The following is a 13,411-nucleotide window of genomic DNA, read 5'->3' as shown; positions in this document are numbered from 1 at the left end:
TCCCTGTCCGGGGCAGGGGCACCGCTCACCCGGTCCCGTCGGCGCTGTCGCCCCGCTCGCCCCGCTCGACGGCCAACCGCGTCAGTTCGACGCGGGTGTTGATGCCGAGCTTGGCGAAGATGTGCCTCATGTGGGTGTTGACAGTGTGCACGGACACATAGAGCCGGTCGGCGATGGCCCGGTTGGTGAGACCGTCCACGACGAGCGGGATCAGTTTCCGCTCGGATTCGGTCAGGCTGCTCCACCCCGGAGGGCTGATCGTGTCGTGGCTCGGGTCGCCCGCGGGAACGCCGAGTTGCCGCAGACGCCGGCCGATCCGTTCGTGGTCGCGCAGGGCTCCCGAAGCCAGCGCCAGCCGGCCCGCTTCTTCGAGGTTAGGGATCGCCGGAGCCGTGTCGGCCGATGCGGCCTGGAGTTCGCCGAGGTCCTCGTACGCCGCGGCCAGCACCAGTCGCCTGCCGGTGCTCCGGTAACCGGTGATGGCGGAGATGAGTGCACGGGGGTCGCTGTGGAGCAGGCCGTCCACATGGGCGCGGACGGCCCCGATGATCTCCTGGCTGTCGTCCCGGGCGGTCAGGGTGCGCAGTGCGCCGGACACGGCCTGCGCGACCGACGGCTCCGCGCCGCGCAGCGCGATACGCACGATCCCCGGCCAGTGGGAAGGCGACAGGGCGAGCAGCCGCGTCGGCTCATGGTCCTCGAAGCTGCCCATGAGCGCTGCCGCCGCCGTGTCCTGGTGCTCCGCGTCCGCCAGGCAGGCGCGCGCGAGCGACACCCACAGGCCGTACCGCTGCGCGTACGTGCCGGAGCCGGCCTGGGCTGCGCGGAGGTGGTCCCTCGCCCTGACGAGGCCACCGCGCCTGATCTCCACCAGTGCCAGCACGGAGCGGGCCAGCGGATTCGGCTGGGTGATCTCGAGTTCGTCCGCCACCGTCAGGCCGGCCTCGGCCTCCACCGCCGCGTCGTCCAGAGCGCCCTGTTCGAGCAGGGCGCAGGCACGGCGGGCATGCCAATGGGGAAGCGACCAGCCCAGGCCCAGCGCCTCCGCTTCCTGCTGTCCCTCCCGCAGGATCCGCTCGGTGTCCGCGAGCCGGTCCGTGGTGGTCAGCAGCGTGGCCAGCCACAGCGCCGGAATTCTCGGGGGCCGCAGATAGGGCACGGTGGGCTCGGTGCGAGCGCGTTCGGTGGCTTCCTCGGCGAGCTCCAGGGCCCGGGCCAGGCGCCCACGGTAGAAGAACGTCTGTGACTGGAACACCATGACACTGACGACGACGGCCGGGTCGTGACTCCGGTAGGCGGCCTCGACCAGCCCGGGGTCCGTCTGCTCGGCAGCGGTGATGTTCCCGAGGTGCACATGGCCCATCGTCTCGGTCTTCAGCAGCCGGACCCGCAGTTCGGATGGCAGCCCGGGCAGGTCGAGGGCCTTCTGGACGTGTCTCATCGCGGCGGAGTCGTCGCCCGCGGCCTGGTGGATCTCGGCGGCCACCAGGCGCAGATTCGCCTCCTGCAGCGGCTCGAGGCCGTCCGACAGGGCGGCGTCGACCAGGTCGAGCGCCTCGTGCACCCGGCGGGTCCGGCCGAGGTACTCGGCGGCCTCGGTCAGCAGGCCGACACGACGCCGGTCGCGCGGGGACAGCAGACCGGCGGCCCGCTGGGCGAAGTCCGCGGCCGCGTCGGGTGCCGTCGCCGACAGCTCCCGTACGGCGGTGTGCAGCGTGGTCACGGCGTCGTCGTCGACCGGGCCGCCCGCCATGACGACATGCCAGGCCACCTCCGCCGATCGTGCCCCGGTGGCGCGCAGGCTCTCGGCGGCCTCCCGGTGCAGAGCGGACCGTACGGCCTGCCGCAGGTTCTCGTGGACGGCCTGCCGCAGGAGGTCGTGGCGGAAGGCGAGTCGCGAGCCGTCCGCCGAGAGCAGACCGGCGTTCAGGGCGGCCTCCACGCCTGACAGCAGGCTGCCGACCTGTCTGCCGAGCATGCGGGCGGCCGTGCCGAAGTCGAATTCACGGCCGAGGACGGAGCCGATCTGGAGCAGGCGTACGGCGTCCTCCGGGAGCTGCTCCAGCCGTGCGGCGACGCTCAGCCGGAAGCCGACCGGGATGTCGTGGTACAGGCGGCCGGCCACGCCCTCCTCCGCCTTCCCGGCGTCCGTGTCGGCGAAGGAGCGCACCAGTTCGATGGCCAGGAACGGATTGCCCGCGACGCCCCGCAGCATCCTGGCCAGAGCGGGCGACGGGCTCTCCCCGAGCACGTCTGCCGCGATGTGCTCCAGTTCCTGCTGTGGCAGCGGGCCGAGGGTCAGCCAGCGGGCTCCGAGGCGTTCGAGGTCCGACCGCACCCTGGCCACGGTCGGCCGCTCGGTCTCCGACCGTACCGCCAGCACCCACAGGATCGGCGATGCGGCCAGTCGTCCCGGCAGGGTGCGCAGCACGAAGAGCGTGGCCGGGTCCGCCCACTGCGCGTCGTCCACGAGCACGAGCACCGGGGCCCGCTGAGCCCGATCCTCCAGGGCGTCCGCGATGCTGTCCAGCAGCCAGAGCCGCTGGTCGTCCGCGGCCGCGGCGGCTCGGGCGGAACCGCCGAAGGCCTGCAAGGCGGACTGCAAGGCGGCTCCTGCCGCGTACTGGTCGAACTCGTCGGCCCGTACCGGGACCACCTCGAACCCGCACCGCCGCGCCCGCCCGTCCAGCTCCGCGAGCAACCGGCTCTTGCCGACGCCGGGTGCGCCTTCCACGACGACGCAGGCGCCCCGTCCGCCGCGCACCGTCGCCAGGGCCTCGCGGACAGCCGCGATCTCACGGTCGCGTCCTCTGAGGCGCAGCCCGGTCCCACCCTGGTCACCGCGCCCGGGGTCCAGGGCGCCCGAGGGGGCTGTGCTGCGCATGGGGCAAGCATGCCGCAGGCCACATGGGCCCTCAACGCCGGTCCCCCTGTGATCGGCCGGGAACGGGGACGGGATCCCTCGGGCGGCGAATCTCCTGAGGCCCCGACCCGGGCGGAAGCTTCACCGGGGCACGGGACCGCGTCCCGCGACGACGACGCGGGACGCGGGCGTCGGCGGCGGCACGGGGGCGAGCACGGGGTGCTCCTCGATGACGGGTGGTGTCCCGAGGGTCCGTGCGGGTGCCGATGCGGGGGCCAGTTCTTCTTCGGCCCAGACGACCTTGCCGCCCGCAACGGAGCGGAAACCCCACCTGCGGGACACCTGGGCGACCAGGAAGAGGCCGCGGCCGTTCTCGTCACTGGTGCGTGCGCTGCGCGGACGTGGCGAGCACGCGCTCGTGTCGAACACTTCGCAGGTCAGGACCTGGTGCCGGATCAGGCGCAGGGTGATACGACCGTTGCCGTGGCGGACGGCGTTGGTGACCAGTTCACTGACGATCAGCTTCGTGGCGTCCTCGAGATCTCCCAGGTCCCATTCGTCCAGCTGACGGGCTGCCATGCACCGGGCGCTGCGAGCGGCGGTCTGGTCGCTGGGCAGCGTCCAGGAGGCCACCTGGTCAGGGCTGATCGTCCGGGTCCGGACGAGGAGCAGCGTGGCGTCGTCGGAGGGTGCCTGTCCCGGGAGGGTCTCCATCGCGCGGCTGCAGACGTCTTCCAGGGAGCGGCCCGGCTGTGCCAGGGCGGTGCCCAGGCGGTGCATGCCCACGTCGATGTCGTGGTCGCGGGTCTCGATGAGGCCGTCGGTGTACAGGCCGAGGAGACTTCCCTTGGTCGCGGCGGCGTTGATCCCGTGTCCGACCACATCGCCGACGACGAGGGCCACCCGGGCGCCGGACAGCGGGATCACATCGAACCAGTCGCCCCCGATGCCGTGATCCAGGTCGGCGGGGAGGTAACGGGACGCCGTCTCGACCGCCGCGCCGCCCTTCAGACGGTGCGGGAGCAGGTTCCGTTGGAGGGCGAGGGCAGCGGTGTGCTCGCGGGCGTACTGGCGTGCGTTGTCCAGCGCCAGCGCGGCGCGGCTGACCAGTTCCTCGGCGAGGAGCACATCGATCTCCTGGAACGGCCCCGGGTCCGAGGTGCGGACGAGCAGGACCATGCCCAGCAGGACACGGCGCGCACGGATGGGTATGAGCATCATGGAGTGGATGCCGTTCTCGTGGATCTTCCGCGCCCTCGCCGGGTCCTGGTCGATCCATGTGCCCGGAGCGGTGTCCAGGATCGGCTCCAGGTGGGGCATCCCGGTGCACAGGACGTCGGTGACGGGTGAGTCGGGCGGCCAGGGGACCACCTCCCCGTGCGCCCACGGGGACTCCGGGACCCCATGGTGGATCGAGGCCAGACCGGCGCGCCGGAAAACGGGGAGGCGCTGACCCGTGGAGCCGATGTGGACCGGGGGCCCTTCGCCGAACGGGACCGACTGCTCGAGGTCGACGGCGACGTAGTCGGCGAGCAACGGCACGGCCAGGTCGGCCAGTTCCTGGCTGGTCCGCATCACGTCCAGGCTGCTGCCGAGGCGGGTGCTGCCCTCACTGAGGATGGCGAGGCGATCGCGCGCCCGCCGGCTCTCGGTGAGGTCGACGCTGATGACGCACACCCCGAGCACCTGGCCGTCGGCGTCCTGGAGGCAGAAGACCGAGGCCGCGTACGCGTGCTCCCGGTGCGGGCTCGACGGCAGCCACGTCCGGTGGTCCTGGACCTTGGCGGGCCCGCCCCGCATCACCTCCCGCATCGCCGACTCGAGTGTTTCGGCCTCGGCGCCCGGCCGCACATCGGTGAATCGGCGTCCGAGCCGTCGCTCGCGGGAAATGCCGTCGTGGCTCTCCATGGTGTCGTTCACCCAGGTGCACCGCAGTTGCGGGTCCCGCACGACGATGCCCATGGGGACGCGGGCGAGCAGCGACTCCCGCACCAGTCCGTTCGTCGTCTCCGCGGAGGCCTCGCCGATGTCTGTCACGGAGACGAGCCACCGGACCGTTTCACCGTGCCCCCACAGCATCGAGACCCGCAGGCTCACGTCGAGCCCGTGACCGTCCCTGTGCCGGACCGTCGTCGTGCCCGACCAGCCGCGCCGGGCACGGCACCGGTCGACGAACTCCGCCGTCGTCGGCGCTTCTTCGGAGTGCGGCAGTACGGCCGAGGCCGACCGGCCCACGACATCGCCGGCGGAGTACCCGACCAGCCGCTCGGCAGCCCGTGTCCATCCGACCACCGTCCCCTGGTCGTCGAGCATCGCGATCGCCGACTCCGAGGGCTCGCGGATGTTCGGCCGGCTACCGGGTACCAGTTCGTCATTGTCGATCATCGAATCGTCGTCCTCGGTCAGATGGCGGCGGGGCGGATGTCTGCGGCAAGCCGTGCTCTGTCTCCGTCCTCCATGCCGGACCTGAATGTGGCCGAGATTTCATCCTCACTTGCTCCTTTTAAGGCAATTGACCGGACAGTGCTCGGATCTGTGACAGGGGATGCCGGCCCGCTGGGGGCACGTCCGGTCCTCCCGCGCGAGGTCGGCCGGTGCGGACGTACGGTGCTGGTATGTGCGCCAAGCGGGAAGACGGCGCGGTACCGCCCTACGGGCCCCGTCCGTCCTCACCCGCCTCCGGATCGATTCGCCGGGCGGAGCTGGACCGGCTGCTGGAGTTCGCCGTGCACGACACGGGGGTGCTCGCGGGCGCGGTCTTCCTGCTGGCGCCCGACGGACAGGCGCTGTGGCTGGAGGTGACCGCCGGCCTGCCGGCGGAGTTTCTGTCGCCCTGGTCCCGGGTGGCGCTGTCCAGTCCTGTTCCGGTGGCCGAGGCGCTGCACCGACGGCGGCTGGTCTGGCTGTCCGACCCCGAGGAGTTCGCCCGGCGCTATCCCCGCACGGCGATCGCGCTTCCGTACCACTGGGCGGCGGCCGTGGCACCGATCGTCACCGGCACCCGAGCCTGGGGCTCGCTGCTGCTCCTGTGGCCCGGCTCCGACACCGCCGGGGGAGGGGCCGCCGATCCCGGGCCCGATCGGGTGGCCGCCGCCTGCCGTCGCCTGGGGCGGTTCCTGCGCGACGCCGCCGACACCGGCCACGCCGTCCGTCCGGGCCCGGCACCGCGCACCCTGCCCCGGCCGCCGGCCCGCAGACGCCTGCCGGCCGAGGCGCTGGCCGCGGCGGACCTCGTCGAACGGTTCCCGGAGGGCAGCTGCTCGCTCGACCTGGAGGGCAGGTTCACCTACGTCAGCGCCTCCGCCGCCCTGCTGCTCGGCGGCAGCGTCCCCGATCTGACCGGCACGCGTCCCTGGCAGTCCTTGCCCTGGTGCACCGACTCCGCCTTCGAGGACCGCTACCGCGGCGCCCTGGCCAGTCGCAGCCCCGCCTCCTTCACCGCCGAGCGCCCGCCGGACCAGTGGCTCGCCTTCGAGCTCTACCCCGATGGATCCGGGGTGAGCGTCCGTATCTCGCCGACCGGCCCGTCCCCGTCCGCACGGGCCGGGCCCGCCAGGACGGAGACGTTCCTGGGCGAGCCGATCCCCCTGGGCGAGGTCTATCAGGTACTCCACCTGGCCGCCGCCCTGTCCGAGGCGGTGGGCGTGCGCGACGTGGTCGACCTGGTCACCGAGGAGATTCTGCCGGCCTTCGGCGCCCGGACCGTGGCCCTGCTCGCCGCCGAGGACGGCAGAATGCGCGTCATCGGCCGTCGCGGATACAACCCCGAAATCCTGGAGTACTTCGACGGAGCTCCGCTGACCTGCCCGGCACCCCCGGTCCGGGTCCTCGCCACCGGCCGGCCCAGTTTCTTCGCCACGTTCGAGGAACTGTCCCGCGCCTACCCTCCTGCCGTCCGTCAGAAAGATGTGTATGCCTGGGCCTTTCTGCCGCTGATCACCTCCGGGCGCCCGGTGGGCTCGTGCGTGTTCGCCTTCGACCACCCCCACCCCTTCCCCGAGCAGGAACGGGTCGTCTTCACCGCACTCGCGGGACTGATCGCGCAGGCCCTGGAACGAGCCCGCCTGTACGACTGCAGCAAGGAACTCGCGCAGACCCTGCAAGCGGCCCTGCTCCCCGACTCGCTGCCCGACATCCCGGGACTGGATGCGGCCGCCCGTTACCTGCCCGCCGCCCGCGGTATGGACATCGGCGGCGACTTCTACGACCTGGTCCGGGTGGACGAGACCACCGCGGCCGTGTTCATCGGCGACGTCCAGGGCCACAACGTCACCGCCGCCGCGCTCATGGGCCGGATCCGCCCCGCCATCCGCTCCCACGCCGCCGCCGGAGCCGCGCCGGCGCAGGCCCTCTCCCAGGTCAACCGCCAGCTGGTCGACCTGGACCAGGGCCGCTTCGTCAGCTGTCTCTACGCGCACCTCGATCTCGCACACCGCCGGGCCGTCCTGGCCACCGCCGGGCATCCCCCGCCGATCCTGCGCCACCCGGACGGACAGGCCGAGGTCCTTCCCCTGCCGCCCGGGCTGCTGCTCGGCATCGACCCCGACGCGGACTATCCCTCCGCCGAGATCCCGCTGCCGCCCGGCACCGTCCTCGCCCTGTACACCGACGGACTCGTGGAAACCCCCGGAGTCGACCTGGACGACGCCATGTCCGGGCTCGCCGTCCAACTCGCCCGGGCCCGGCACCAGCCGATGGAACAGCTCGCCACGGCCCTGATCGACCATGCACGGCGAACCGCTCCCCGGACGGACGACATCGCCTTGCTGCTCATAGGGCTCGCCACCGCCGGGTAGAGCCGGCCCACGAGGCGCGGGCCGGTGCGGCTCCCTTCCCCCTCCTTGACAGCGCAGGGGCGGAGAGCAAGCCTGAAAACCATGGAAACTGGTCTAGTTTCTCAAGTTTCCGCAGGTGAAAGCCAGCGTACCGACCTGATCGTGGAGGCGGCCGGCCGGCTGTTCCTCACCACCGGGCGTCGCCCGGGTGAGCATGGACGATCTCGCCCGTGAGCTCGGGATGAGCAAGAAGACGCTCTACCGCCATTTCCCGGACCGGCACAGCCTGCTGACCGCGGTGCTGGACCGGCAGTTCGCGGCGGTGGAGCGCACGCTGGCGGCGGCCGCGCAGGACGCGGAAGAGCAGCCCTTCGGCATCCGGGTCCATCGACTCCTTGTCGCGGCAGGCACCGAGCTCGGACGGATCGGTGCGGCACAGCTCGCCACGGGCCGAGGCGATGCCCTGCTGCGCCGGTACGTGGAACAGCGCGTGGACGAGGTGATCTACCGGCGGCTCGACGACCTCTTCCACGACGGACACCGGCGCGGGCTGCTGCCGGCGCCACCCGAGTTGCTGAGCGAGATCACCCGCGGCGCGTTGGAGCGGCTGCTGACCTCGCGGTTGACGCGCGAACTCGACTGGACCGCCGCCGATCTGCTGCGGGCGGCTGTCGGCACCGTGCTCTACGGTGCGATCCGCCCGGCGGCCCCCGGCATCGACGACGGGCGACGCCGCGCGTTGATTCCGACGGCCCGCGACGACCAGGAGGAGTTGGGCCCATGACCGGGACAACCGGCAGGGTGGCGCTGGTGACGGGCGCCAGCAGCGGAATCGGTGCGACCACCGCGCGGCTGCTGGCCGTGCGAGGGACGCGCGTGGTGGTCAACTACCTCCGCGGCGCCGCGGCGGCCGAGGAGGTCGTGGCCGGCATCGAGGCCGCCGGCTGCCAGGCCATGGCCGTACAGGCCGACGTACGCGAGGAAGCGGCGGTAGAGGGCATGGCCGAACAGGTCCGGGCCGCATGGGGCGGCATCGACGTGCTCGTCCACAACGCGCTCGTCCCGTATGCGGTCAAGTCGTTCCAGGACATGACCTGGGAAGAGCTGGGCGGCAAGCTCGACGCCGAGATGCACTCGGCGTTCGCGGTCACCAAGGCCGTCCTGCCCCACATGACCGAACAGGGCTGGGGGCGCATCGTCTATCTCGGTGCCGGTCTCAGCCGCCGCCCCCGGGAAGGCATGGTGGCACTGGGGACGGCCAAGGCCGCGCTGGAGGGGCTGGCCCGCTATCTAGCCCAGGAACTGGGTCCGATGGGCATCACGGTCAACGTGGTCGCGCCCGGTGCGGTGGAGGACACACGCATGGCCGTCGTGATCGACGACGCGGTCAAGCAGCGGCAGGTGGCCGCCACCCCGCTGGGCCGCCTGGCACGCCCGGCCGACGTCGCCCAGGCGATCGCCTTCTACGCCGACGAGGACAACTCCTTCATGACCGGCACCACAGCCGTGGTCAACGGCGGAATGGCCATGTACTGACGCCCGCTGTCCGGCACTCGCGGACGCATGGCGACGACACGACCGAGAAGGACGTTCATGCACACCATCGATCTCGCCTACGTCGGGCGGGGCCTGCACGAGGAGCCGGCCGCCTACATCGCCGACCAGCACGACTACTACGCCGACGAAGGCGTCCACGTCGCACTGCGCGACGGCTGCGCCTGGGACGAGGAGCGGCTGCGCCGCTGCGCCACCGTCGGGCTGGGCCGGGCCCTGTTGTCACGACTCACCGACGGGACCCCCTGGGTCGCCCTCAGTGTCAACACGCACCGTCCGCTGTTCTGGTTTCTCGCGCGCCCCGGCCTGACCTCCCTGCCCGACCTGGCGGGCCGGCGGCTGGCCGTGCACGCCCCACACCGCACCCGGCTGCTTCGCCCGGATCGTGCTGCGCCGGGCCGGTCTCGATCCCGACCGCGACCTCCACACCGTCGTCCGGGCACCCGGCGACTACCGCCTGGACCTGCGGGGGCTGCACGACGGCAGCATCGACGCCGCCTACGTGGGCAGCACCATGGCACCGGAGGCGGTGGCCGCCGAGCACGGCTGGCAGCTGCTGGCCTGGGTCGGCGACCACTTCCGGATCCCCACCGTGGGTGTGGCCGTCGACCCCACCCACATCGCCCCCGACGACCCCGCGGTCCAGGCCGTCGTACGAGCCCACCGGCGCGCCCTGCGGGTGATCCACGACGACCCGGACACCACGGTGCGGCACATCCGGACGTTCCTGGGCGGACAGACCGCGGAAGAAGCCCGAGCGCACTACGAGACGTTCATCGCCCCGTATTTCACCGCCGACGGCCTCGCCGACCTCGAGGTCGGCGAGGCCGCGATCACGGCGGTCGCCGCCGAACTCGGCGTCCCCGCCGACGTCACCGCAGCCGAGATCTACCGCACCGCGACGACCGCACCCTAGGGTCCGGCGACGCCAACGCGGCCTCTTCCTGTCTCACCCGTCAACCGACGCAAGAGCGGGAACGGTTGCACAGCGGGAGCGAGAGCCCAGGAATGCGGCGATCTTGCTCGGGTTGAACACCCACATCACCCTGTGGATGCCTTCCTTCGAGGCGGCGATCGTCAGGATGGTGGCGGGGGAACCGTCACGGCAGATCATCACGCCCGTACGACCGTTGACCTGGACCAGGCGCAGTTCCGCCTCCCGCCAGAACTGCCGGGTGGCGGTCGCCAGGTTGGCCACGCGTGCACGGCCCACTACAGGTACTCGGGCGACACCTCGGACACCGTTGCCGTCGGACAGACTGACCGCGTCAGGGGCGAGGACGGCTTCCAACGAGGCCACATCCCCCGTACGAGCCGCTGAGACAAAGGCCTCCAGCAGACGTCGATGCTCCACCTCGTCCACGCTCACCCGCGGCTCGCCCGACAGACGCTTGCGGGAACGGCTCACGATCTTCCGGACGTTGACGACGCTGAGCTGCAGGATCTCGGCGATCTCGGGATAGGTGTAGTCGAACGCCTCGCGCAGGACGTACACGGCCCGCTCAGCTGGGCTCAGCTTCTCCAGCACCAGCAGCAGGGCCAACTCCAGAGCCTCCGCCCGCTGCGCGCCCACCTCCGGATCCGAACTGGTGTCGACGGGCTCGGGCAGCCACGGCCCGATGTAGGTCTCCCGACGCACTCGCGCCGACTGCGCCACATTGATGGCCAAGCGGGTCGTCGCGCTCGACAGGAACGCCACCGGGCTCACCACCAGGGAGCGGTCGGTCTTCTGCCAGCGCAGCCACACCTCCTGGACCACGTCCTCGGCCTCGGCCACGCTGCCGAGCACCCGGTATGCGATCCCGAAGAGGCGCGCCCGGTACTGCACAAAGACGGAAACAGCCTCGTCAAGGTCACTCGTCATAGGGGGCGACTCGAGATACATGATCCTGCGGTCCTCGTTCCTACGGATACGGCTGTCGCGTGGCGGGATCGCATCGCTACCGCGCGCAAGCAGGCGTCAGGCGGAGACTTGGCGGTCTCACGCCCCCTGTGGCTCAGATCAGAACCCTGACCGACAGATGCGCTTCTCTTTCCGCAATGGGATGCGTTCTTCGCCAACCAGAACAGACTGGTTCATAGCGGTACCGAGACGCATCGCATGATCGAGTGATTCGACCGGACGTCCGAACCTGGCCCCGAGGTGGGTGACCACGTCACGGGCGACTCACCGGTGTCCCGCAGGCGCCCAACACGCCATGAGCGCCAGCCGGAGAGCCCTGACCAGGCAGCATGCCCCAGGGCACTCCCCAGGCGCATCGCATGATCTAGTGATATGACTCGCGGCCGACCGGCAGACCCTCAGGTACGCATACACAGCGTGACCGTCAGTGACGCCGCCCGCCGTGCAAATCCGGCACTGTCAAGCGTCCTTGGCGCCCTTCAGGTCCAGGTCGGACTGAACGCTGCCCGACGAGGCCAGGGCGACAAACAGCGGCAGCTTGTACAGCGGGGGAGGTTCGCCCGCCAGACCCAGTCGCTGCCAGGCCAGCCGAGCCGAGAGCTTCAGCACCCGGCGTGCGCGGATGACGAGCAGGAAGGCGAGCGGCAGTTCAACCAGCACGGCCGAGGCCACACTTTCCCACACGTCACCTCGGCCCAGGCTCAGGGAAACGTCGAACCAGGCATCGCAGACCAGGAGCGAGGCCGCCACGAAGGACAACGGGACCAGGGCCTGCCGCTTCAGCAGTACCGCCACCCCGGCCCCGGCCAGCGAGACGAGCAGCATGACGTCGAAGCCCACCCACACCATGGGCCAGTACCGAGCCTCGAAGCGATCGGGCAGCGAGACGGCCAGGAAGACGGTCCAGGGGGCGAGCACGAACACACACAGCGCGAATTGCCCTACCGCCCGTCGTTGGCGGCGGCGCAGCGTGGAACCGTCCAGCGGAAATTCGTTGGCCGTCGCACCTGTCGAGGCGGTGGGGTTACTGTGCTCGTTCATCCTTGCCTGTCCCTGATATCAGCCCCCGACCCGAGCCGACCCTGGTCGAACGTCCTTCGATACTACGGCGAGCCCATGTCCCGTCCGCAGGCAGAGCGACGGCGACGGAACCCTCCAGTGCCGGGGCAGCGCCCCGGAGGCACTCTCCGGGTTCGCCCCATCACGGAGGGCGCAGGTCCAGGGCCCGGGCCGTCACCGCCATGAGCGCTTGACTGTGGGGGTTCCGTTCCGGAGATGCCTCGGTAACCGGTCGGATCCAAGATCTCGTCGAGCGGCTCGGGAGGGAGGTTCTGTCGCGGTAGGCCGCCAACATCCCGGCAATTCAGCCCAGTTGGGCGGACGTGGCGGTCACACTGTCGCGGAGGTGTCTTCGGTCTCCTCGGTGAGACTGCCCAGCAGGCGCAGAGCCGCCTCGGAGGGCGAGCCGGGCTCGGCCGTGTAGGCGATCAGGCGCTGGCCGGACGAGCCGGGGATGACAAGGTTCTCGAAGCTGAGCTCCATGGCGCCGACCAGCGGATGTCGCAGTTGTTTCACTCCCGATGTGCAGGTGCGCACCGGATGACGAGCCCAGCGAGAGGCGAATTCATCGCACTGCGCGGCGAGTTGGCCCACCAGCTCGGCCAGACGGCGGTCGTCGGGGTGACGGCCGGCGACCAGGCGCAGCGACGCGACGGCGAGCTGGGCCTCCTCGTCCCAGTTCGTGTACAGCTCCCGGTAGTGCTCGTCCAGGAAGAGCATCCGCGTCACGTTGGGGCGGACGGCCTGCTTGTCGGGGCTGTCGGGTGGCAGGTGTCCGGCGAGCAGCGCACGGCCCAGCCGGTTCCAGGCGAGCACGTCATTGCGGCGGTCGAGGACGAGCGCCGGTACGTCCGACATGGCCGCGAGCAGCTGCCGCGCCGACGCACCGACGCGCTCGACGCGGGGTGGAGCAGGGCGGGACGCGCCGGCCGGGCGGGCGAGGGTTTTCAGATGGGCGGTCTCGTCTTCGGTCAGGCGCAGAGTGCGTGCGATCGCGTCCAGTACGCCGTCCGAGGCGCTGATGGCGCGGCCCTGTTCGAGACGGGTGTAGTGGGTGATGCTGACGCCGGCGAGCATGGCCAGCTCCTCGCGGCGCAGACCGGTGACGCGGCGACGGGTCGGATGCGGCGAGATGCCGACGTCTTCCGGGCGCAGCTCGGCACGGCGGGACTTGAGGAAGTCTCCGAGCTCGGACGGAGCGTGCATCGATGCCTCCGGTTTCTCGGGTGTCCGGCCGCACGGCCCTGAGCACCCTGC

9 protein-coding genes are annotated in these 13,411 nt (G+C 71.2%); 4 read left to right on the top strand and 5 right to left on the bottom strand.

Annotated elements, in window-relative coordinates; genetic code table 11:
• Positions 1-25: 25 nt before the first annotated feature.
• Together ACIRR9_RS40670 and ACIRR9_RS40665 are read right to left on the bottom strand one after the other, a co-directional pair.
• Entirely contained in the window at positions 26-2,884 is a 2,859-nt protein-coding gene (locus ACIRR9_RS40670) for an AAA family ATPase (protein WP_403763066.1), read from the bottom strand.
• 120 nt (positions 2,885-3,004) lie between these two features.
• On the bottom strand, positions 3,005-5,248 hold the full coding sequence (locus ACIRR9_RS40665) for a PAS domain-containing protein (protein ID WP_403763063.1): 2,244 nt from the start codon (positions 5,246-5,248) through the stop codon (positions 3,005-3,007).
• Positions 5,249-5,478: 230 nt separating this feature from the next.
• On the opposite strand from ACIRR9_RS40665, the gene ACIRR9_RS40660 reads away from it, so the two are divergent.
• From ACIRR9_RS40660 to ACIRR9_RS40645, 4 genes are all read left to right on the top strand, one after another.
• A complete protein-coding gene (locus ACIRR9_RS40660; protein ID WP_403763060.1) occupies positions 5,479-7,659 on the top strand; it encodes a SpoIIE family protein phosphatase in 2,181 nt (726 codons plus the stop codon).
• A gap of 187 nt (positions 7,660-7,846) precedes the next feature.
• A complete protein-coding gene (locus ACIRR9_RS40655) occupies positions 7,847-8,422 on the top strand; it encodes a TetR/AcrR family transcriptional regulator (protein WP_403763057.1) in 576 nt (191 codons plus the stop codon).
• Positions 8,419-9,174, top strand: a complete 756-nt coding sequence (locus ACIRR9_RS40650; protein WP_403763054.1) for an SDR family NAD(P)-dependent oxidoreductase — start codon at positions 8,419-8,421, stop codon at positions 9,172-9,174. The genes ACIRR9_RS40655 and ACIRR9_RS40650 overlap by 4 nt, the downstream gene beginning before the upstream one ends.
• Before the next feature lie 403 nt (positions 9,175-9,577).
• Positions 9,578-10,108, top strand: a complete 531-nt coding sequence (locus tag ACIRR9_RS40645) for a hypothetical protein (protein WP_403763051.1) — start codon at positions 9,578-9,580, stop codon at positions 10,106-10,108.
• A 33-nt stretch (positions 10,109-10,141) separates the two neighbouring features.
• On the opposite strand, the gene ACIRR9_RS40640 is transcribed toward ACIRR9_RS40645, so the two are convergent.
• The 3 genes from ACIRR9_RS40640 to ACIRR9_RS40630 all read right to left on the bottom strand — a co-directional run bounded on the left by ACIRR9_RS40640 (position 10,142) and on the right by ACIRR9_RS40630 (position 13,360).
• Positions 10,142-11,056, bottom strand: a complete 915-nt coding sequence (locus tag ACIRR9_RS40640; protein ID WP_403763048.1) for an RNA polymerase sigma-70 factor — start codon at positions 11,054-11,056, stop codon at positions 10,142-10,144.
• Between the two features lie 498 nt (positions 11,057-11,554).
• The gene (locus tag ACIRR9_RS40635; RefSeq protein ID WP_403763045.1) at positions 11,555-12,136 is read right to left on the bottom strand and encodes a hypothetical protein; all 582 of its coding nucleotides are present in this window, start codon (positions 12,134-12,136) and stop codon (positions 11,555-11,557) included.
• Between the two features lie 348 nt (positions 12,137-12,484).
• Positions 12,485-13,360, bottom strand: coding sequence for a helix-turn-helix transcriptional regulator (locus ACIRR9_RS40630; RefSeq protein WP_403763042.1), 876 nt, complete (start codon positions 13,358-13,360; stop codon positions 12,485-12,487).
• Between the last annotated feature and the right edge of the window lie 51 nt (positions 13,361-13,411).

The sequence above is a fragment of the Streptomyces sp. NPDC101234 genome, assembly GCF_044767525.1.
In the GTDB taxonomy this organism is placed as follows: Bacteria; Actinomycetota; Actinomycetes; order Streptomycetales; family Streptomycetaceae; genus Streptomyces; species Streptomyces sasae.
The sequence above is the reverse complement of the archived record's forward strand: the minus strand, read 5'-3'. Positions and strand labels throughout refer to the sequence as shown.